This is a genomic window from Methylacidiphilum kamchatkense Kam1, from assembly GCF_007475525.1.
In the GTDB taxonomy this organism is placed as follows: Bacteria; Verrucomicrobiota; Verrucomicrobiia; order Methylacidiphilales; family Methylacidiphilaceae; genus Methylacidiphilum; species Methylacidiphilum kamchatkense.
The window spans coordinates 442846-462293 of record NZ_CP037899.1; the positions used below are offsets into that span (position 1 = coordinate 442846).

24 protein-coding genes are annotated in these 19448 nt (G+C 41.3%); 22 read left to right on the top strand and 2 right to left on the bottom strand.

What is annotated here, in order from left to right; translation table 11 throughout:
* The first annotated feature begins 13 nt into the window (after window positions 1–13).
* The 5 genes from nifN to kam1_RS02040 all read left to right on the top strand — a co-directional run bounded on the left by nifN (window position 14) and on the right by kam1_RS02040 (window position 3765).
* Window positions 14–1357 carry a nitrogenase iron-molybdenum cofactor biosynthesis protein NifN gene (gene nifN / locus kam1_RS02020; RefSeq protein ID WP_039721330.1) on the top strand — a complete coding sequence of 448 codons (1344 nt, stop codon included), beginning with the start codon at window positions 14–16 and terminating at the stop codon, window positions 1355–1357.
* Between the two features lie 3 nt (window positions 1358–1360).
* On the top strand, window positions 1361–1759 hold the full coding sequence (nifX, locus tag kam1_RS02025; protein WP_039721329.1) for a nitrogen fixation protein NifX: 399 nt from the start codon (window positions 1361–1363) through the stop codon (window positions 1757–1759).
* A 2-nt stretch (window positions 1760–1761) separates the two neighbouring features.
* Complete coding sequence (locus kam1_RS02030; RefSeq protein WP_039721328.1) at window positions 1762–2232, top strand: NifX-associated nitrogen fixation protein; 471 nt, start codon at window positions 1762–1764, stop codon at window positions 2230–2232.
* 457 nt (window positions 2233–2689) lie between these two features.
* On the top strand, window positions 2690–3268 hold the full coding sequence (locus tag kam1_RS02035; protein WP_039721326.1) for an inorganic diphosphatase: 579 nt from the start codon (window positions 2690–2692) through the stop codon (window positions 3266–3268).
* A 191-nt stretch (window positions 3269–3459) separates the two neighbouring features.
* Window positions 3460–3765: a MerR family transcriptional regulator gene (locus kam1_RS02040; protein ID WP_244946122.1), complete on the top strand. Its 306-nt coding sequence runs from the start codon at window positions 3460–3462 to the stop codon at window positions 3763–3765.
* A gap of 380 nt (window positions 3766–4145) precedes the next feature.
* On the opposite strand, the gene merA is transcribed toward kam1_RS02040, so the two are convergent.
* Window positions 4146–5765, bottom strand: coding sequence for a mercury(II) reductase (gene merA, locus kam1_RS02045; protein ID WP_235277125.1), 1620 nt, complete (start codon window positions 5763–5765; stop codon window positions 4146–4148).
* A 383-nt stretch (window positions 5766–6148) separates the two neighbouring features.
* Between merA and nifB the strand changes: the two genes are divergently transcribed.
* From nifB to kam1_RS02090, 9 genes are all read left to right on the top strand, one after another.
* A complete protein-coding gene (gene nifB / locus kam1_RS02050; protein WP_039721323.1) occupies window positions 6149–7717 on the top strand; it encodes a nitrogenase cofactor biosynthesis protein NifB in 1569 nt (522 codons plus the stop codon).
* 27 nt (window positions 7718–7744) lie between these two features.
* Window positions 7745–7969: a YfhL family 4Fe-4S dicluster ferredoxin gene (locus kam1_RS02055; RefSeq protein ID WP_009060123.1), complete on the top strand. Its 225-nt coding sequence runs from the start codon at window positions 7745–7747 to the stop codon at window positions 7967–7969.
* Between the two features lie 2 nt (window positions 7970–7971).
* Window positions 7972–8301 (top strand): HesB/IscA family protein, encoded by a 330-nt coding sequence (locus kam1_RS02060; protein ID WP_039721322.1) that lies wholly within the window; start codon window positions 7972–7974, stop codon window positions 8299–8301.
* A gap of 88 nt (window positions 8302–8389) precedes the next feature.
* A complete protein-coding gene (locus kam1_RS02065; RefSeq protein ID WP_039721321.1) occupies window positions 8390–8905 on the top strand; it encodes a hypothetical protein in 516 nt (171 codons plus the stop codon).
* On the top strand, window positions 8902–9723 hold the full coding sequence (locus kam1_RS02070) for a 4Fe4S-binding leucine-rich repeat protein (protein WP_039721320.1): 822 nt from the start codon (window positions 8902–8904) through the stop codon (window positions 9721–9723). Before kam1_RS02065 ends, kam1_RS02070 begins: the two co-directional genes overlap by 4 nt.
* Complete coding sequence (locus tag kam1_RS02075) at window positions 9701–9982, top strand: nitrogen fixation protein NifZ (protein WP_009060119.1); 282 nt, start codon at window positions 9701–9703, stop codon at window positions 9980–9982. The genes kam1_RS02070 and kam1_RS02075 overlap by 23 nt, the downstream gene beginning before the upstream one ends.
* Window positions 9957–11123, top strand: coding sequence for a cysteine desulfurase family protein (locus tag kam1_RS02080; RefSeq protein WP_039721319.1), 1167 nt, complete (start codon window positions 9957–9959; stop codon window positions 11121–11123). Before kam1_RS02075 ends, kam1_RS02080 begins: the two co-directional genes overlap by 26 nt.
* A gap of 65 nt (window positions 11124–11188) precedes the next feature.
* Entirely contained in the window at window positions 11189–11794 is a 606-nt protein-coding gene (locus kam1_RS11330) for a nitrogen fixation protein NifQ (protein ID WP_455429710.1), read from the top strand.
* Entirely contained in the window at window positions 11791–12648 is an 858-nt protein-coding gene (locus kam1_RS02090) for a sulfurtransferase (RefSeq protein ID WP_039721318.1), read from the top strand. The genes kam1_RS11330 and kam1_RS02090 overlap by 4 nt, the downstream gene beginning before the upstream one ends.
* A 175-nt stretch (window positions 12649–12823) precedes the next feature.
* Here the strand turns inward: kam1_RS02090 and nifA are convergent, their stop codons facing one another.
* Complete coding sequence (nifA, locus tag kam1_RS02095; RefSeq protein ID WP_039721317.1) at window positions 12824–14413, bottom strand: nif-specific transcriptional activator NifA; 1590 nt, start codon at window positions 14411–14413, stop codon at window positions 12824–12826.
* Between the two features lie 165 nt (window positions 14414–14578).
* Between nifA and erpA the strand changes: the two genes are divergently transcribed.
* The 8 genes from erpA to kam1_RS02135 all read left to right on the top strand — a co-directional run bounded on the left by erpA (window position 14579) and on the right by kam1_RS02135 (window position 19389).
* On the top strand, window positions 14579–14980 hold the full coding sequence (gene erpA / locus kam1_RS02100; RefSeq protein ID WP_052250466.1) for an iron-sulfur cluster insertion protein ErpA: 402 nt from the start codon (window positions 14579–14581) through the stop codon (window positions 14978–14980).
* Between the two features lie 29 nt (window positions 14981–15009).
* Complete coding sequence (locus tag kam1_RS02105; protein WP_039721316.1) at window positions 15010–15339, top strand: HesB/IscA family protein; 330 nt, start codon at window positions 15010–15012, stop codon at window positions 15337–15339.
* Window positions 15340–15527: 188 nt separating this feature from the next.
* Window positions 15528–15737: a putative nitrogen fixation protein NifT gene (gene nifT / locus kam1_RS02110; RefSeq protein WP_039721315.1), complete on the top strand. Its 210-nt coding sequence runs from the start codon at window positions 15528–15530 to the stop codon at window positions 15735–15737.
* A 33-nt stretch (window positions 15738–15770) separates the two neighbouring features.
* Window positions 15771–16919, top strand: a complete 1149-nt coding sequence (locus tag kam1_RS02115) for a DegT/DnrJ/EryC1/StrS family aminotransferase (RefSeq protein WP_039721314.1) — start codon at window positions 15771–15773, stop codon at window positions 16917–16919.
* A gap of 13 nt (window positions 16920–16932) precedes the next feature.
* Window positions 16933–17157: a hypothetical protein gene (locus kam1_RS02120; RefSeq protein WP_039721313.1), complete on the top strand. Its 225-nt coding sequence runs from the start codon at window positions 16933–16935 to the stop codon at window positions 17155–17157.
* Window positions 17147–18019, top strand: a complete 873-nt coding sequence (locus kam1_RS02125) for an SIR2 family NAD-dependent protein deacylase (protein WP_039721312.1) — start codon at window positions 17147–17149, stop codon at window positions 18017–18019. Before kam1_RS02120 ends, kam1_RS02125 begins: the two co-directional genes overlap by 11 nt.
* A 152-nt stretch (window positions 18020–18171) precedes the next feature.
* Window positions 18172–18537 carry a nitrogenase-stabilizing/protective protein NifW gene (gene nifW, locus kam1_RS02130; protein ID WP_039721311.1) on the top strand — a complete coding sequence of 122 codons (366 nt, stop codon included), beginning with the start codon at window positions 18172–18174 and terminating at the stop codon, window positions 18535–18537.
* A gap of 12 nt (window positions 18538–18549) precedes the next feature.
* Window positions 18550–19389, top strand: a complete 840-nt coding sequence (locus kam1_RS02135; RefSeq protein WP_039721310.1) for an electron transfer flavoprotein subunit beta/FixA family protein — start codon at window positions 18550–18552, stop codon at window positions 19387–19389.
* Window positions 19390–19448 lie beyond the last annotated feature (59 nt).

Sequence of the window (19448 nt, forward strand, 5' to 3'; positions counted from 1 at the left end):
GATAAAAATTAAGATGGCAACGATTATTCATAGCAAAAAAGCTTGTTCGGTGAGCCCATTGAAGATGAGTCAGCCTATTGGGGGTGCGCTTGCCTTTATGGGAATTAATAGATCGATGCCTGTGCTCCATGGATCCCAAGGTTGTACTGCCTTTGGTCTCGTGCTTTTTGTTCGACACTTTCGTGAGATGATTCCTTTGCAAACTACGGCAATGAATGAAGTCACGACAATCATGGGAGGATTGGAGAATATAGAACAAGCAATCGTGAATATTTACAAGCGAGCCCATCCTGCTCTGATAGGAATCTGCTCGACTGGACTGACTGAAACCAAAGGGGATGATGTGGAAAGTTATCTGAAAATAGTTCGCCAAAGGCATCCGGAGGTTGAGGACTGTCCGCTAGTTTATGTCTCCACTCCGGACTTCGTTGGAGCATTTCAAGATGGTTGGGGCAAAGCCGTTTCGAAAATGATCGAAGTATTAGTTGAAGAATCTTCTGAAACTGTTAAAGGCCAAATTAATATATTAGCCGGCAGTCATTTGTCAGCTGCAGATATCGAAGAAATTAAGGAAATGGTAGAAGACTTTGGGCTTAGAGCTATCATTTTGCCCGATATTTCAGGATCGCTTGATGGGCATGTTCCCGAGGATTTTACCCCTACAACGATTGGAGGGACACCGTTAGAAAAGCTTAAAGAAATGGGTAAATCGGAGGTTACTATTGCCATAGGTGAACAGATGCGCGCTGCTGCGATGGCACTTGAAATCAAAACAGGAGTTCCTTTTTATATTTTCGAAAGACTGACTGGACTAGCTTCAGTCGATCTTTTTATAGAAAGGCTTTCCATCATTGCTCAAAAACCTGTTCCCAACAAATACCGTCGCCAAAGGTCCCAGCTTGTCGATGCCATGCTCGATTGCCAATTTTATTTTGGGGGTCTTACCATTGCCCTCGGTGCTGAGCCTGACCTGTTGTGGGCCATTGGGAATTTCCTTGTCGAAATGGGAGCAAAAATTACCGTAGCGATAACCACCACAGAATCGGTCCTTCTTCCCAATATGCCCTGTGAAACTGTCACCATAGGTGATCTAGAAGACTTAGAAACCATGGCGAAAGATGCAGATCTCATGCTTACCCATTCCCACGGGCGAGGTGCCTCCCGAAGACTGGGAATTCCTCTCTACCGAATAGGACTTCCCATGTTCGATAGAGTGGGAGCAGCCCACCGCTTGAGCGTTGGGTACCGAGGTAGCCGCAACATCCTTTTTGAAATCACCAACTTGCTTATTGAACAGGAAGAAAAAAAAGAAGAAGAGAAAGAACGAACCCATTTTTATACCTCCCTTTCTGGATGAATTATGAAAGTTGCATTTGCTACACAGGATTTGAATCGAGTGGATGCCCATTTTGGGTGGGCAAAAAATATTGTTATCTATGAAGTCTCCCAAGATGGATATCAACATTTACAAACGGTTAGCTTTGATGGAGAACTTAAAGAGGATGGGAATGAGGACAAATTAGAACCCAAGTTGGAAGTCATAAAAGATTGTTCCATCCTCTATGTTGCAGCCATTGGTGGATCAGGAGCTGCTAGAGTAGTAGCCAAAGGAATCCATCCTATAAAGTCTAACAACTGCGAACCAATTAAAGATATTCTTGTCAAACTCCAGCAGATTCTTAATGGGACACCACCTCCTTGGCTTAGAAAAGCGATGAACAAGGGAAGAGAGAAAATTATGAATTTCGAGGAGGAATAATGATGAAACTTAAGGAAGAAAAAATAGACTCGGAGCTTATCAAAGAATTTATCACTGAACTTGTCAACCAATTACGTGCTCAGGATACGTATGGAAATTGGGAGGGGAAAAAAAATGAGGAACTACTAAAAGATTATATTATTGACGCTCAGAAAAGAAAGGAAATTCCCATTATTGGAGATCCTGATCCTGACATTCTATGGCGAATAGAACTATTTTTTAATGCCGTCGCCTTAACAATAGAAAAAAAGACGGGTGTTCTTGTGGTGCCGATGATGAGTATGCATCATGAAGGCTTTGGAAGAGTGGTTCTTTTTGGAGGAAGACTGGTTGTTATCAATAAAACATTGCGGGATGTACATCGATTCGGTTATCCCTCTTTAGAAAAACTGGGAGAAGCAGGGGCAAAATACGCCACCCTTGGTATTGAAATGATTTCACGTTTCCCCGAGGCTGCAAGATTCGAAGGATAATATTGCCTTGTTTTAGTATAAAGCTTTGGAGTGTTTTCCTGGTGGCTGGAGGAGGGAAAATTGAAAGAAAACAGATCTTTGGTATCAGCAAATCATCTTCTAGCTGGATCATCAGAAAAACTAGTAATCGACCCGCAGCGGCATCCGGACGAAGTGCCAAAAGGTTTTATCTAGTAGAATTTGTTTTTCCTCTACTTACCTTTCTTAAAGAGGATAAAAAGAATAGCTGGCATTTCTAGCCTAGTAGTCGTTTTAGCGCATAGAAAAGGCTTTGATCGTTTTGACCATTCTCTATATAGATAAAGTTGAAAAAAATTTTTATCTCAATTCAAGCTATCCTTGATTAAGCACACTAGATCATCCTATGATCACAAAAGAGTAACAATAACAAAATTCTTGTAGCCTTTTTCTTGAATTCTTCAGATGTGCTGTCAAAGTCTTTTTAAATCCTTTTTTTATGACATCACCTTTTACATATCACAGACAGGGTGTTTCTCATCCATGGCATGACATTTCTCCTGGAATAAATGGGTTGCCTTCTCAATTCAATGCAGTGATTGAAGTCTCAAAAGGTAGTTCCAATAAATATGAGTTGGATAAAGAAACTGGGCTTTTACGCTTAGACAGGGTACTTTATTCAGCCGTTTATTATCCGGCTAACTATGGATTTATTCCTCAAACACTGGCAGAAGATAAGGACCCGTTGGATGTTTTAGTTCTTGGGGATGAGCCTGTCTTACCTATGACTTTAGTTCATGCGCGGACAATAGGGCTAATGGTGATGGAAGACCAGGGACAACTGGATCATAAAGTAGTTTGTGTGCTTACAAGCGATCCAGAATACAGTCATTTGAACGATATTCATGAGCTTCCCATCCATAAGTTACGAGTTATTCGACGATTCTTTGAGGATTACAAGGCATTGGAACATAAAAAGGTAGTAGTAGAAGACTTTCTCCCATCTAAGGAAGCCTTCCCAATTATTGAAGAGTCTTTGGAACGGTATAGAAATTGGAAAATGAACAAAAGGAGTTAATTCTACTACAAATTGCCTCTTTTGTTCCGAACGGGGGGTGCCTAGGCTAGAGATGAATCTGTTTAGATGAAATGAATGCTAGCTAAGCAATCTCTAGTAAAATTTTTTTTCTGATCCAAAAGTTTGTTCAAAAGATTGTTTCATACGTTTTCTTTTGACCCTAAAGTATACTTTTAGCTTTATATTGTCGTATGAGTCAGAAAATAATCAATAGGCCTTTGACCATCGGTAAGGTGGCAAATTTGGCTGGGGTTGGCGTGGAAACGATCCGATTTTATGAACGGAAAGGCTTACTACCGAAGCCGGCACGTTCTCTTTCGGGGTACCGTCTGTTCGATCAAAATGCTTTAAAAACGATAAGCTTTATTAAACGAGCTAAGGAACTAGGTTTATCTTTAAATGAAATCAAAGAACTTCTTTTTTTACCTAAAGAAGGGAGCTGTCAAAGAGTTTTGCAGAAGGTGATGATGAAAATAGAAGATCTTGAAAAAAAATAAAAGATCTACGAAGAATAAAAGAGGGCCTTGAGAACTTAGCAAATAGTTGTCAAAAAAATCGAAACAAAGAGCCTTGTCCAATTCTTTCGGCTTTGGAAGATCGTGAAACATGAACACCACGAAACGAGCTCTTCCTTAATTGTGAAACAATCTCTCTTGGTAATTACTAAACTGTTGGAAAGAAGAGAGAGCCGAACCAATGCTCGCGGACATCGACGCTACTATTTGATGAAATTGCCTCCAATCTTGTTTCATGCGTCAATCTTGCAAAACGCTGGACGATTCTCCTATGCCTGACTCATCAGCTACGGCCAGAGAAGTGGATAGAGAGCTCATCAAGGAGCAACAAAACATAGGCTAGCAAAAGGATCAGCTCCGTGTTAACTGGCACAACAGGACAGATGCCCGACATCTTTTTTAAATGAGAGTGCAGCCAGTTTGATGGCTTCACTCATTGTTAGATAGGGATGGAAGGCATCCACTATGTCTTGTATGGTTAATCCATGTCGGATAGCAAGAACGGCCTCCTGAATAAAATCTCCAGCTGCTGCAGCAAGCAAGTGAGCCCCCAGAAGTTTTCCTGTGTTGGCTTCGCTTACAAGCTTAATTAATCCTCTAGTATCCGAGGAAATAATTGCCTTTGGAACCTCTTTGACTGGAAAAATCGTAGTAATGACATTCAATCCTTCTTTTTTTGCTTGAGCCTCAGTTAAGCCTACACTTGCGATCTGTGGATCGGTGAAAGTCACTCGTGGTAGGGATGAAAAATCAATCGATCGTTTAGCTCCAGTAATAGCATTTTCTGCAGCGACTCCTCCTGTAAAAGCGGATACATAAACAAACTGTGGAAACCCTGCACAATCTCCAGCAGCATAAATGTCAGGATTGGTAGTACGTAGAAATGGATCAACAAGAATTTCTCCTCGATTCCCCTTTTTGACTCCTACCTCTTCGAGTCCTAACTCTGCCGTGTTAGGGCTACGACCTGTTGTGACTAGAATTTTCTCCACCCTTAATCCAGTTTCTTTTTCCCCGTTTTGAATAGAAATAAAACAGCCATTTTCTCCCGTTTTTTCAACATAGCGAACTTGGGTGTTTGTAAAGAGTTCAATCCTTTCTTCTTTTAAATATAGGCTAAGTTGCTCTCTTATTTCAGGTTCTTCGCTCATGGCAATTGAGGGGAGGGCTTCAATGATATTCACCTTCACACCAAATCTGGCGAACATCTGTCCAAGTTCGAGTCCTATAGCTCCTCCACCAATTATGGCAAGAGAAGAGGGTAGAGTTTTTAAACTTAAAGCAGTGGTGCTATCGAGAAAGCCTGTTTCTTTTAACCCAGGAATTGGAGGAATAGATGGAGAGGAGCCAGTAGCTAACAGAATTTTTCTTGAAGTATAGGTTTTATTATTAACGATTAGTTGATTGCCAGCCATCAACCTAGCCTTTCCCTCGATAAGAGAAATATTTGGGTAGACATCCAGAAGATGGATGTATTTTTGCATCCGCAACATGCTGACCAGTTTTTCTTTTTGATCGATCAATTGTGCCCAGTCTAAAGGCATATTACAAGATCCTAAACCGGCGAACCGAGGGTTTCTTGCCATTGTGTAAACTTCAGCGGCTCGAATAAGGAATTTGGATGGAACGCAGCCTACATTGACACAGGTGCCTCCAATGACTCCAGATTCAACAATCCCAACTTTTGCTCCTAGTTCACTTGCTTTTATCGCAGCAGCGAAGGCAGCAGAACCTCCCCCCACAATCAAAAGATCATAATCTTTGCCCTTCTCTTCGCTCTCCATTCCTATTGGCATCCGTTTGATGATAGTGCCCTGGTAACCTAATGCTTTGATTGTTTGTAGAACTTCCTGCTCGTTCCATTGCTGGGTAGTAACAAGGCTTGCTCTTTTGGAGCGCCAATCCGTTATCAGAACTTTTTCAATCCCCTGGAGTTTTTGAAGAGCTCTTATAAGATGCGTTGCACAATCTTCGCATTTCATCCCTTCAATCTGGAGAAGAACATTAGATTTCACTGTAGTTAGCCTCCTTCAGCATATTGCTCTTTTTAGAGAATTTAAAGGTTGGACTATAGTCCAGAGTCAACGGAATTTGTAAGGAGGCAATAAAAATAAATTTATCATGCCAAACCCTACAATTAAGCCGACAGAGTGTGTGTTTTATCACAACATTGCTACCAGCTTTTGTACCAATTCTTACACGAAGCTTCTTTTATAAGAGCGAAATCAACGAATCTCCAGAATCGATGTAATGGGTTGGCAAGCAACACCAATAAAAGAGAAGACAAAGAAAAGTTGCGTCATTCAAGGGAGAAGAATTGGCACAGCTTTTGCTAGAATGCTTAAAAAAATAAAGGAGGTACTCGATGACTGCTGCTTTGACTCAAACTCCAAAAGCAAAGAATTTTCAGCGTTTGAAAGCCTTGGGACTTTCCGTTACTTCCACTATTCAGCATCAAGGATGCGGTTCGAAGGGAGGCAGCGGAAAATCGAGTTGTGGCTCTGGAGCGGGAGCAGGAGATCTTCCAGAGGAAATTTGGGAAAAAGTAAAAAATCATCCCTGTTATAGCGAAGAAGCACACCATTATTATGCGCGAATGCATGTGGCTGTGGCGCCAGCATGTAATATTCAATGCAATTATTGCAACAGAAAGTATGACTGTGCGAATGAAAGCCGACCAGGGGTGGTAAGCGAAAGGCTTACCCCAGAAGAAGCAGCTAAGAAGGTTTTGGCTGTTGCCTCACTCATTCCTCAGATGACTGTTCTTGGGATAGCAGGTCCAGGAGATCCTTTAGCCAATCCGGATAAGACATTTAAAACTTTTGAACTTGTAGCAAAGAAAGCTCCAGACATAAAGCTTTGTCTCTCAACCAACGGACTAGCATTACCAGAGTATGTAAAACGAATCAAGGATTTCAATGTGGATCATGTAACCATTACGATCAATATGATAGATCCAGAGGTGGGGGAGAAAATTTATCCCTGGGTGTTTTATAAACATAAAAGGTATAAAGGCAAAGAGGCAGCGAAGATTCTTTCGGAAAGGCAGTTAGAAGGATTAGAGATGCTTACGGCTGAAAAGATCCTTTGCAAGATCAACTCCGTGATGATCCCTGGGATTAACGACGAACACCTAATAGAGGTTAACAAAGCTGTGAAATCACGTGGAGCGTTTCTTCATAATATCATGCCCCTTATTTCGGCACCTGAGCATGGAACATACTTTGGATTGACAGGACAGAGAGGGCCGACAGCACAGGAATTGAAAGCTCTGCAGGACAAATGTGAAGGACAGATGAACATGATGAGGCATTGCAGGCAATGCCGTGCTGATGCGGTAGGATTGCTTGGGGAAGATAGGAGTAGTGAATTTACCAAAGAGAAGATCGCCTCCATTGAGGTGAATTACGATATGGAAACGAGAAAAGCTTACAAAATGCAAGTCGAGCAGGAAAGGCAAATGAGAGTGGCGGAAAGAGAGAAGGAATTAAAAGAAATAGCTAAAGAAAATAGTGAACTGAAGATTTTGGTTGCGGTCGCCACGAAAGGTGGGGGAAAAATCAACGAGCATTTTGGGCATGCTAAGGAATTCCAAATTTATGAGCTTAGTACGAAAGGCTCGAAATTCATCGGTCATCGTAGAGTCGATCTCTATTGCCAGGGTGGTTATGGAGAAGAAGATGCGCTTGAAACCGTTATTCGGGCTATAAGGGATTGTGTTGCTGTGTTTGTAGCAAAAATAGGATCTTGCCCGAAAGAAGCTTTAGAGAAGGCTGGCATAGAGACCGTTGACGGTTTTGCTTATGAATATATCGAAAAGGCCGCTCTGAGTTATTTCAAAGAGTATCTTAGAAAGGTCAATGCTGGATTGATTCATCCAACCAAAAAAGAAGATGCTCTTATTCGACAGGGGGCATTAGTGACTTTGAATTAAAACTGATGAACAAAAAGGAGAAAAAGTATGGCATATAAGATCGTTGCATCCCAATGTACAGGATGTTCTGCTTGTGAACCGGAGTGCCCAAATGGTGCTATTTATGAAAAAGAAGGCATTTTCGCCATAGATCCTGAAAAATGCACAGAATGTATAGGGTTTTTTGATGAACCGCAATGCGTATCTGTCTGTCCGGTAGACAATACTTGTGTGATTGATAAAAGCCGCCCACGATACAAAGCCAAAAAATAGCTATGAAAATATCGATTACACCCAAGGCAAAACAATTTATTAGTCGGATGATCCGGATGTGTGGAGGGACAAAAAGTGCGGGCATGCGATTGATTGTTGGAGAAGGAGGCTGCTCAGGGTTTACTACGGACTTTAGCGTTGTCGAGGAGCCACAGCAATCCGATACCACATGGGAGGATGGTGTTAGGCTCTTTATTCCAAAAGAATGCCTTCCTTACTTTGAAGAAGCCATCGTCCATTTTGTTGAGACTCCCACTGAGACTAGACTGATTGTGCTATCAGGAAGGAAAAATAATAATAGCTGTAGCTGTTCCTCTCTCCCTCCAGATTAGTCCAATGGATAAAACCCCATATGGATGAGTTTTATCTGAGTGAAGGACATCAAAGGAAAGAGGCACAGGCCAAAAGCAAGGAAATCGTATGCGAAGCTGCTGCTCAAATGATGTGGATGCTTATGGTATTCCAGAAGATTATTGGGGAGAGCTGGTGGAGGAAGCTGCTAGGGAGCTGAAAGAGGCTGCCAAAGCATATCCCAACAAAGAAAAAGTACTCTTTCATTTATATAAGGCCTTTGAAAAGGCTGGTAAGCATATTACCGTTCTGATTGGCTTCTACCGGTTTTACTTTTATCAGAGTGATCTGTTGCAGTCTATATATTGGGGAAGATTGTGTATGGAGGAAACAGCAAAAAAATTGAGGATAAATGAAAACTGGATGGATTTGACTGAAGATCAGATAGAAATGTTAAAATGCGCTGACAATCCTCTGGTTGATCTCTACTTAAGAGCTTTTCATGCTGTGGCCTATCTGCTTGGGCGAGCGGGCAATAAAGAGGAAGCCTTAAAAATGCTCCAATTATTAACCAAAATTGATGTAACGAGTCAAATAGGTGCTAGTAGGCTAGCGAATATTCTTAAAGGAGAGGACAATCAGTGAAAGATCTTTCGAAAGAATGTTTAGATTGGGAAGGGAAGCCAGTTGACTGCACCCAATGCCCTCATAAGGAATTAAAATCTAGGGGCAAATGTAGGAAAGGGGAAGCATGTATTCAGGATAGGTATGCGAAAAGAATTGAACGCTTTTTCGAAAGAAATCCAACCTTGGCTACTAGTTATTTGATGCATCCCTATTTTGAAATTCGGGCAATTGCTCTGAGGCATGTCGATGGGCATCATCAAATTCGGATGTCGATGGATCCCGACGATACGGTGAGAATGAGTGCTGCTTACTATGTACCCAAAAAGTTTCTCCTCCGATTGCGTTTTGATAAGAGCCGGGATGTGCGTATTAGGGCTGCTGGATTATTGGAGGGGTTGGATCTTGTCCCGATGCTGATTGATCCCGATTATTATGTTAGACAGATAGTTGCTAGAAAAATTCCGGTCGAATGGTTGATTTTTATGGTTTCAGATCCTGAAGCTGCCGTACGGATTGAGGTTGCCAAGAGAATAGGGGAAGAAGGATTGAACATCCTTGCCAATGATTTGAACGAAGAAGTCAGGCTGACGGTTGTCTCTAGACTAGACTCGAATGAATTGAGCCGATTTATCAATGATCCTAGCTGGAAAGTAAGATTTGAAGTAGTGCGGAGAATTCATCCTGCTTCTTTACAGATTTTTTGTCAAGACCAGGATTCCTTTGTGAGAGAATTTGCTAAGCTTCGAATGGAAGAGCTCTATGGCCAAACACAAAACAATCAGTTGAAAAAAGGATGGGGAAAGAAGAAAGACGATGAAAGAGAAGGACATCAATGAGCTTGATGGCCCGCCTGTATTTGAGTTTGGCCAAAAGGTTAGGAGTAGAAAAAATATTCGCAATGATGGAACATTTCCTGGAAAAGAGATAGGAGAAATTCTGGTTAAAAAAGGGGAAATTGGTTATGTCAGCAGTATTGGGACCTTTCTTCAAAAATACTATATTTATGGGGTTGATTTTATCGAAAGAGGCTATCTGGTCGGAATGAAGGCTGAAGAATTAGAAAGAGTCGATGAAGACGGTAACAAAGAGGGATAGGGTCTATTTAGATTACAATGCCACTACCCCGCTTTTAGAGGAAGTATATGAGGCGATGCTTCCCTGGCTAAAAGACAAATTTGGTAATCCTTCAAGCAGTCATCGAGAAGGCAAGGAAGCCAAAGAGACCCTGTTTCATTGCCGAAAGAAAATTGCAGAGTTTCTTGGAACAAGGACGGAAGAAATCATTTTCACAAGCGGTTGTACAGAAAGCATTGGATTGGCTTTAAGGGGTGTTTTGTTGGGTTCAGCGCACAAAAATAAAATTGTCATTTCCGCTGTTGAACATCCGGCCGTTTTCAGTCTTGTGAAGCTCTTAGAAAAAGAAAGTGTCCAGTTTTCTATCCTGCCTGTTGAAAGAGATGGTTCGCTTAATCTTGAACAACTGGAAAAATCTCTGGATGGCTCTGTTGGGATTCTTAGCCTTCTATGGGCTAATAATGAAACAGGGGTTCTTTTTCCTATTGAACAGATCAGCCGAATGGCCAAAGCCAAAGGGATACTTTTTCATGTGGATGGTGCTCAGGTCGTGGGTAAAATAAAGATCCGTCTAGCAGAGCTTGGTATAGATTTGTTTTCATTTTCTGCCCATAAATGCTATGGGCCGAAGGGCGTTGGAGTGCTTTATGTAAGAAAGGGAGTTTCTCTTACCCCTTTGATTCCTGGACATCAGGAAAGAAATAGAAGAGGCGGAACGGAAAATGTTGCTGGTATTGTGGGAATGGCGAAAGCCTGTGAACTTGCAGAATCAAAGATAATGCGGGAGAGTGGTCGGATTCAAAAATTACGTGACTGGATGGAACAAAAAATTGAACAGGAATTACCTGGGATTGTGATAGTGGCAAAAAATAATAATCGAATTTGGAATACATCTAACATCATTTTTTCAGGAACCGACTCTGAAGAGCTATTGAATTATCTTGACCAGAAGGGGATTGCTGTTTCTACAGGCTCAGCTTGTATGAGCGGCAGCCAAGAACCTTCGCATGTGCTTTTAGCTATGGGATTTGATCGAAAAGAAGCCTCTTCGGCTTTAAGAATTTCTCTGGGTTTTGAAACGACTCAAGAAGAAATTGAAATTTTTCTTCAAGCCCTTTTCTCTTTTTTTAGTGTAGAAGCTTTCAGTAACGCAGCGAAGTGAAAAAAGAGCAGCCTTCAATGCCCCTATAAATGGCATAATAGATGCTCAGTATTTGAAAGAAGTTTATGATGATGGATATATGTCTACAAAATCAACTTTTAAAAAAGAAAGACTGTAATATTCCTTACAATCTTCTACAACTCTTGAAGAAGAGCGTTGGTTATGTTCTATCGAAATTTGGTTCTGCAAATAGTGATCCATTCATTCCTGGTCTTGGTTTGCCAAAAGAAGAACTGTCAAAAATGGCAGTTTTTTTTGAAATGAGTCTGATTGGTTCCAAGGATGGCAACTTAGGGACCTATCTAGAGCTGTACGAAGAACACAAAATGCTTGTTCAATTGTTTCTTCGTTATCGCAATTATTTTGGGGAGGTATCCCTGTGGATAGCCCACCTTCTTGCAACAGCCTCACTAGGAGACAATCATCTTTGGCAGGATCTTGGCTTAGAGAGTAGAAAGGAGCTTGGGGCAATCTTAGAAGCTTTTTTTCTTCCTCTTTTCAGCTCCAATAGGGAAGATATGCGCTGGAAGAAATTTTTTATAGAAAATTATGCGAAGAAGAGGGAATCTTCGTATGTAAGGCTCCAAATTGTAAAGACTGTTCAGATAGACCGCTTTGTTATGGTCCAGAATGAAAAACAATGCAATCATATAGAAAGGAATAGCTTATGAGTACTGGTTATGTGTTTGAGGATAAGATAGTAGAAGTAGAATGGCTTGCACAAAATTTAAATTCTCTTGCTCCGGATATTCGGATTATTGAAAGCAACGAAGACGTGTTGCTTTATGATACGGGACATATTCCTGGTGCCGTACATATTGATTGGCGCAAGGATTTGCAAGACCCAATTATTCGCGATTATATTTCTGCGGAAAAGTTTGCTGAACTTTGTTCCCGTAATGGCATAACTCCGAATACGATCTGTATATTTTATGGGGACAAATCTAACTGGTGGGCTTGTTATGCGCTGTGGGCCTTTGAATTGTTTGGACATAAAAAATCGAAAATCCTTAATGGGGGCCGGGACAAATGGATTAAGCTTGGTCTTCCACTAACAAAAGAAAAACCTTTTTTTGAAAAGACTCATTATCCAGTCCCCTCTAAAAGAATGGATGAAGACATTCGGATCTTTTATAATGGTGTGCTCGATTTTTTAAAGGCGAAGGGTCCGCTGATTGATGTACGCAGCCCAGGAGAATACTCTGGAGAGCTTCTTCACATGCCTGAATATCCACAAGAAGGGGTGCTACGGGGAGGTCACATTCCAGGAGCCAAAAGTGTTCCTTGGAAAACGGCTGTGAAAGAAGACGGCACATTTAAATCCGTTGCTGAGCTGCGTGAGATTTATGAAAAACAAGCTGGATTAGATCCTGAAAAAGAAACAGTCGTGTATTGTCGCATTGGCGAACGTTCTAGCCATACCTGGTTTGTATTGAAGTATTTATTGGGTCATAAAAATGTAAAAAATTATGACGGTTCTTGGACGGAATGGGGGAACAAAGTGGGTGCTCCAATAGAGCGCTGAGTAAAGAATTAGTTCACATTTCTCTTTTTCCATACCGTGAGTTTTGATGCTTGAACTACCTCAAGGCGATGATTTGCCAGTTGGTGAGGAAGGCAGACATCTTTTTGCAGGCAGTAGAATTGTCATGTCATTTTTAGCAGGCACCTTCTCTGCAAGCCACCGGACCTTTCTCTATTTAGAATTTTTTGATTGCTATCCCGTATTTTTTCAGAGCATAACCAAGTTGCCTGGGGGTAATGTTTAGCAGGCGTGCTGCTTTAGCTTGTACCCAACCACATTTTTCCATTGCTTGGATGATTTTTTCCTTAGGATCATCAGATACCAATGGACTGTAAAAAGAAGGTCTATGGGTTTCTTCTTTGTGAAAAGTCTCTTCGGTAGAAGAGACGATGGGGGTGGAGATCACATGTAAATCTTTTTTCCATAAAATGGGCGAAGAACATTGGTTTCTACGGCAGGCAACGTCCACTTCTTCAATCCAGTTATTCTTTGAATTGGTTGCGGCTCTTTCTAGACAATTTTCTAATTCCCTTACATTCCCTGGCCAATGACAATTGATTAAAAGATTAAGGGCTTCAGGAGTAATTTTTAATTTTCTATTCAACTCCCTCCCAATTTTGTTCAAAATGTGCTCGGCCAACAGGGGGATGTCTTCTTTTCGTTCTCGTAAAGGCGGCAGAAAGATAGAAACGACATTTATCCGAAAATAAAGATCGGCTCGAAATTCTCCTTTAAGCACAGCATCTTCAAGATTTTTGTTCGTGGCCGTGATGACCCTAACATCCACTCGAATCGTTTTGTTTCCTCCTACTCTTTCAAATTCTCTTTCTTGGAGAACCCGTAGCAGCTTCACTTGAACTGCCGGTGATATATCCCCTATTTCGTCCAGGAATAAGGTGCCACCATGGGCCAGTTCGAACCGACCTTTTCTTTCGAAAAGGGCGCCGGTAAAAGCTCCTTTTTCATGACCGAAAAGTTCTGATTCAAGCAGGGTTTCTGGCAGAGCAGAACAGTTTACTTTAATGAAAGGCCCCTCTTTTCTAGGACTGAGATAATGAATTGTTCGGGCAATCACCTCTTTTCCTGTGCCGCTTTCTCCACGAAGTAAAACAGTAGAACGAGAGGGAGCTACATGATAGACAAGATCTAGCACGGCTTGCATCTGCTTGCTCTGTCCTATCACTCCATTGGCATTTCTTGTCTTCAATGAGTCGGGTTTATAACGATAAAAACTAGCTTCTGACTTCTCTTGAGTCTCTTGAGACAAAGAGCCGCCCATGCAGAGTTTTATTTTTTGACCAAAAAGATTAGCAGCTAAACTAAGAACTTGAGTAGTTTCTGATAGGGAGTCAAGCGCTGATTCCCTTTTTCTTTCACAAACCAAAACGCCTAAACATTCTCTTTCGGATCGGATTGGGATGCAAAAAAGAGAAAGAGGGTTTTCTGAGCACTCATTGGGCTTGATTTCCTCGTTGGAGTAAAGCTCTGCATAGAGATCAGGAATGACGACAGGAAACCCATTTTTAAAGATCTGTTCAATAAAGGATTGGTAAAAAGAAATATGCTCCTGGGGATCGAATATTCCGTAAGAGGCTAAAAGCTTAGGATTTTGACCTTCTTTGATAAATATGACCGTTCTTAGCAATTTTAGATGTAAACTTAAAATTTTTAAAGATTCTCTTAATAACTTTATTAATTGAAAATGTGAAGAAGCTAGTATTTTGCTGACTTCATAGATGGCAACCAATTCACCATTTTTTTTCATGATTCTTGAATTCGATTAGGGAGCTTTCTTTTTTTAAAGCAAAGGCTGTGCCATATAAATTGTCATAATTACTCAACCAAGGATACTCAATTTTTAGAAACGCAAGTTCATTCGAATGGGCACCTTTGGCATGGTTCATGCTCAAAAAAAGAAAAAGGAGAACATATGAAAGGAACTTCGGAAAAAAGTGCCCAGGACCTTTTGGACAATGCATCTGAAAACCAAAGTCAGAAAATTGAACTGACAGAAGCAGCCGTACAAAAAATAAAATCCTTAATTGAGGAAGAGCAGGACAAAGAACTCAAGCTAAGAATTTTTATTACTGGAGGTGGCTGCTCAGGCTATCAATATAATTTTGCCTTTGATCGAGAGATCGAAGAAGGAGACATCCTTTATGAAATGGGAGGGGTTTCTCTTGTCATCGATCCACAGAGTCACCTTTACTTGAGAGGGGCACAAATTGATTATGAGGAAAATCTCGAGGGAGCCCGTTTTGTCATACATAATCCAAATGCGGGATCTACCTGCAGCTGCGGATCTTCATTTTCAGCAAATTGTACTCCATAAGTTCAAACAAAAAAAGGGAGGTGATTGACATGGCTATTTCCATAACCCAAAGAGCCCAGGAGAAGCTTGCGAAGGCGTTGTTAGGGAAAAAAGATATTGTCGCCTTAAGACTGGCAGTGGTGCGTTCGGGCTGTGCTGGTTTTTCCTATCAAATGGATTATGTTCGACAGGTTGAATCTGACGATACCGTGTGGGATTTTCCTGGGGGAAAACTAGTGGTGGATAAGGAATCTTTCCAACTGCTCGATGGTCTTGTGCTTGATTATATTAAGGATCCTTTTAAAGAAAGGTTCGTTTTTAATAATCCGAAGGCGACAGGAAGTTGTGGCTGTGGAGAAAGTTTTAGTGTGGCGAAGTGAGATGGGGAAAACAAAATTGTTTGTTTTTCGACAATCGCACTTTCATAACTAAAAGAGACTGAGTCAAGCTTAAGGATGTGGTTTGAGTATAGGGGGTTGTTTCTTAATGGAGAAAGGGAAAAGTTTTTCTCTTTAGCTTAAGTTGGCATCTTCCTTGCTATCAAATAACTAAGAGAAATCTACTATCGATGAAAATAATGCTTAGAAAGAAGGAAGCTGGGGAAATAACAATTTATATCGCAAAAAAAGATTTGGAGGAACCGATCATCAGCTCTGACAAAAAAGAATTGTTTGGAGGCATTGTTACTCTTGCCAATGGGATGAAATTTCTGCTGCCTGAAATGCCTCCAGATACAAAATTGCCTATAACACTGGAAGCGCGCAAAATTGAAGGCTAAAAATTGGGCTTTCTATTTCTTGAGAAAAAAATAATGAGGGCAAAATCGATAAAGTTTTCCGATCCTGATATGACCAATCAAGAGCTGGAGGTGTTGTATCGAATCCTTAGCTCAAATGAGCTTAGCGAAGGATCCGAAATAGAATCATTTGAAAGAAGTTTTGCCCAGTATGTTAGAAGAAAATTCGGGGTCAGTTTTTGCAGTTCTAAAGTTGCTTTTTTCCTTTGTTTGAAGGCTCTTGGCTTAAAGAAAGGGAGTGAAGTTATTCTTTCAGCTGCTTCATGGCGGGACCTTGGTCAGGTCCTGCTTTGGGCAGAGCTTACCCCGAAGTATGTGGACATCGATTATTGGTCAATGGCAATTGATCCAGCAAAAATAGTAAAAGCTCTGAGCCCAAAGACCAAAGCACTCGTTGGGTTGAACCCTAACGGCCATCCTGCCAATTGGCCTGAACTAGAAAAAATAGCAAAAGAAAATTCTCTCTATCTGATAGAGGATGCGACTGAATCGATTGGATCGGCTTATCAAGGGAAAGTTGTTGGTTCCTTTGGGATACTATCGATTTTCGATTTTTCACAACCTTCAGCTCTTGTGACAGGCAGGGGAGCCATGGTGGTGACAGATTCAGAGGAGCTAGCTTTTCACCTTAGAATGATGAGAGAGAGAACGGCGGAGGAAAGAAAATCAGTTGTCAAATCAAGACTACCTTCTTTAGGTTGTTCGATGAGTAATCTAGAGGCAGCTTTGGGATTAGCTCAATTGAAAAGAATCGATAGTATTTTACAAAAAAGAAAGGATGTAGAAGCATTTTACACACAGCTCCTCTGTGGCTTTGAGGGAATAAAAGATCCCTATGTTTCACCAGAAGCTACGGAGGTCCATTGGTTTTCTTATGTTGTGCATTTGGGTACAAGGTTTTCCCGATCAAGCAGAGATGCTATTATTGAGGATCTAAAACGGGAGAATATAGAGGCTTTTCCCTATTGTTATCCTTTACATATCTCTAGTTGGGCAATGGAAAGTGGAGTACATAAGGGGATGTTGCCGATGACCGAACGAGTAGCCGATAGAACCATCGCTTTGCCTTTCCATGGACTGCTAGATTTTGAACAAGTTGCTTGTATCGTCAAGACCCTTAAGGATGCGTCCCTGAATGTAGGGGCAGGAGCGGCTATTTATTGAAAAGAGAGCTACTATGGATGAACGACCTATTATAGTTCATGTGCGATTTGGGCCTGATGGTGGAGTAAGGGAGATTTCTGAAAGACCATTCAATGTATCTGCACAAGACTGGTTTTACTTTCTTTGGGGAAAAGCTGGGGATAAATTCCAAGCTTTGTCCGGTGGGAGAGGTATTTTTAGGCTTTCGAAGGAATATTTAGAAGAGCTGAAAAAAGAAAAAGAAACCGATGGAAAATGAAACGAACAAAATTGAAAGGGATCTGGAAGAGATTGTAGCGTTTATTGCATTGGGAAAAGTCATTCCCTTCCTTGGCCCGGGTATTTTAGGATTTAGCAAAAACGCAGAATCTGTCCCTCAGAGTCCTGAAATGCTAGCTGACAGACTAGCTGGATTGGTTGCGGTCCCTTCCAGAATAAGAAAAAACCTTTGGAGTGCCAGCCAGTACATTGAAAATTATAGGCATAGAAAAACATTAAAAGCTCTTTTAAGCCAGATATTTGATGTTGATTTGGAACCAAACGATCTGCAACGGTGGTTGGCTCGAATCCCCCAACTTCCCCTGGTGGTGGATGTTTGGTATGATGCTTCTTTTAGCGTTGCTTTGAAAGAAGAAAAACAATCTTGGGGACAGATTCAAGGAGTAAGTCAGGCAGAATACCCTGGGAACTGGGTAAAAGCCTACGATTGGAAAGATAGGGAGGTTGGAATGGATGCAGCCTTAGCATGGCAAACCGTCCTCTATAAACCACTAGGCTCAGTAAAACCTCAAAAAAATTTCATAATATCTGATTCAGACTATGTTGAAGTCTTGACAGAAATAGACATCCAGACTCCTATTCCCGATCTGATAAAGGAATTAAGAAAAGACAGGCATTTTCTTTTTTTAGGTTGCCGCTTCCAAAGCCAAATCGAAAGGACATGGGCCAGGCAGATCATTAAAAGATCTTCTGCTGTCCACTGGGCGGTTCTTACTAGTCCCCTAACAAAAAACGAAACGCGGTTTCTTATCGAACAAAACATAAAACAGCTAGATCTGCCATTGGATGTTTTTGCTCGTAAACTTTTTGCTTACCCCTCTTTAGCTTTGCCTTTGTCGTAATGGGGTATAGATCCAGGCCTAGGCTAAAATGTAAGAAAATTAACAGAAATGAAAGGTCTTGTTTCGCATGCCAATTTTCTCCCAGAGAGACATTCAGAAAGAAACTCTTGGCATGATAACTGCTAGAAAACTCAGAAAGAACAGGAAGTGCAATGGCTGAAGCTATTTTGAAACAGATGGAAAAACTCGAGGCAGCCGAAGATTTCTTTAAATTGTTTGAAGTCCCCTATGATCTAAGAGTGCTTAGGGTCTATAGGCTCCATATCCTTCAAAGATTTCATGATTATATCGCTGCGGCCTCTTTAGATATCTCTTCGAAAACGGATGAGGAGATTAAGCAGTCTTATGCTGAACTCCTTGCTAGGGCCTACGAAGATTTTGTCCATTCTAATGCTCAGAATGAAAAGGTTTTTAAAGTATTTAAAGAGCAGGGGAAGCATCTGCCACAGAAAGCCATTCAATTCGTATCCATTGATACATTGGTTGGGAAGGAGAAACTCAAAAGGAAAACACAATAAAGAAATGTTTTTATGCATGTAGTCATTCTTGTAAAACAAGTTCCAGATTCAAGCCAGATTAGAGTCCATCCTCAAACAGGAACGATTATGCGCCAAGGCGTACCGGCAATCCTAAATCCATATGATCTGTTTGCTCTAGAGAAAGCTTTGGAATTGAAGGATGCCTATGGCAGCTTTTTGACGGTTCTTTCCATGGGGCCTTTACAGGCAGAGGCAGCGTTGAGAAAAGCCCTTTCTTATGGAGCCGATGAGGCGATCCTTTTGTCGGATAGAGCCTTTGCGGGATCCGATACACTAGCCACTTCTTATGCGTTGGCAGCGGCGTTAAAAAAAATCGATTCCTACCGGAAAATCGACATCGTTTTTGCTGGCAAGCAAACAATTGATGGGGATACAGGCCAGGTTGGACCAGGAGTGGCTAGACGACTTGGATTGCAACTGTTGACCTATGTCCAAGAAATCAAGCATATCGATTATGAAAAAAGGAAGGTTTTGGTACACCGAAAAAGTGAAAAGGGCATTCAGGTTGTCTCATCACAATTACCCTGTTTGATGACGATTCTTGATGGCAAAAGCTCTATCCGTTATGCCTCCTTACCCAATATGATTCGTGCTGCTAAAGCACCTATAAAAATATGGAATAGGATGGATGCAGGGATTGAAGATATCTCAAAGATAGGTCTTAAGGGATCCCCGACAGTGGTAGGCAAAGTATTTGCTCCTCAAAGTGCGAGAGGTCCAGCGGAAAGGATTGAAGGGGATGAGCCAGAGGCGCTGTGTTCTATTCTATTAGAAAAGCTTATTGAAAAATATCCAGAACTGGGAAAAGAAGTCCTACAACAAATCCACTAGCCAAAGAAAATGAAAGAGGAGGGAAGAGACGAAAGAAGAGGGTGGGAAGGCATACTAGG

Excerpts from the sequence above, each read along its gene's own strand:
- nifN (WP_039721330.1), top strand. The coding sequence starts at position 14 with ATGGCAACGATTATTCATAGCAAAAAAGCTTGTTCGGTGAGCCCATTG.
- kam1_RS02105 (WP_039721316.1), top strand. The coding sequence starts at position 15,010 with ATGGCTATTTCCATAACCCAAAGAGCCCAGGAGAAGCTTGCGAAGGCG.
- kam1_RS02030 (WP_039721328.1), top strand. The coding sequence starts at position 1,762 with ATGAAACTTAAGGAAGAAAAAATAGACTCGGAGCTTATCAAAGAATTT.
- nifW (WP_039721311.1), top strand. The coding sequence starts at position 18,172 with ATGGCTGAAGCTATTTTGAAACAGATGGAAAAACTCGAGGCAGCCGAA.
- kam1_RS02090 (WP_039721318.1), top strand. The coding sequence starts at position 11,791 with ATGAGTACTGGTTATGTGTTTGAGGATAAGATAGTAGAAGTAGAATGG.
- kam1_RS02075 (WP_009060119.1), top strand. The coding sequence starts at position 9,701 with ATGAAAGAGAAGGACATCAATGAGCTTGATGGCCCGCCTGTATTTGAG.
- kam1_RS02120 (WP_039721313.1), top strand. The coding sequence starts at position 16,933 with ATGGATGAACGACCTATTATAGTTCATGTGCGATTTGGGCCTGATGGT.
- kam1_RS02060 (WP_039721322.1), top strand. The coding sequence starts at position 7,972 with ATGAAAATATCGATTACACCCAAGGCAAAACAATTTATTAGTCGGATG.
- kam1_RS02065 (WP_039721321.1), top strand. The coding sequence starts at position 8,390 with ATGCGAAGCTGCTGCTCAAATGATGTGGATGCTTATGGTATTCCAGAA.
- nifB (WP_039721323.1), top strand. The coding sequence starts at position 6,149 with ATGACTGCTGCTTTGACTCAAACTCCAAAAGCAAAGAATTTTCAGCGT.
- kam1_RS02055 (WP_009060123.1), top strand. The coding sequence starts at position 7,745 with ATGGCATATAAGATCGTTGCATCCCAATGTACAGGATGTTCTGCTTGT.
- kam1_RS02080 (WP_039721319.1), top strand. The coding sequence starts at position 9,957 with ATGAAGACGGTAACAAAGAGGGATAGGGTCTATTTAGATTACAATGCC.
- nifX (WP_039721329.1), top strand. The coding sequence starts at position 1,361 with ATGAAAGTTGCATTTGCTACACAGGATTTGAATCGAGTGGATGCCCAT.
- kam1_RS02035 (WP_039721326.1), top strand. The coding sequence starts at position 2,690 with ATGACATCACCTTTTACATATCACAGACAGGGTGTTTCTCATCCATGG.
- kam1_RS11330 (WP_455429710.1), top strand. The coding sequence starts at position 11,189 with ATGATGATGGATATATGTCTACAAAATCAACTTTTAAAAAAGAAAGAC.
- kam1_RS02115 (WP_039721314.1), top strand. The coding sequence starts at position 15,771 with ATGAGGGCAAAATCGATAAAGTTTTCCGATCCTGATATGACCAATCAA.
- kam1_RS02135 (WP_039721310.1), top strand. The coding sequence starts at position 18,550 with ATGCATGTAGTCATTCTTGTAAAACAAGTTCCAGATTCAAGCCAGATT.
- merA (WP_235277125.1), bottom strand. The coding sequence starts at position 5,765 with ATGAAATGCGAAGATTGTGCAACGCATCTTATAAGAGCTCTTCAAAAA.
- kam1_RS02125 (WP_039721312.1), top strand. The coding sequence starts at position 17,147 with ATGGAAAATGAAACGAACAAAATTGAAAGGGATCTGGAAGAGATTGTA.
- erpA (WP_052250466.1), top strand. The coding sequence starts at position 14,579 with ATGAAAGGAACTTCGGAAAAAAGTGCCCAGGACCTTTTGGACAATGCA.
- kam1_RS02040 (WP_244946122.1), top strand. The coding sequence starts at position 3,460 with ATGAGTCAGAAAATAATCAATAGGCCTTTGACCATCGGTAAGGTGGCA.
- nifA (WP_039721317.1), bottom strand. The coding sequence starts at position 14,413 with ATGAAAAAAAATGGTGAATTGGTTGCCATCTATGAAGTCAGCAAAATA.
- nifT (WP_039721315.1), top strand. The coding sequence starts at position 15,528 with ATGAAAATAATGCTTAGAAAGAAGGAAGCTGGGGAAATAACAATTTAT.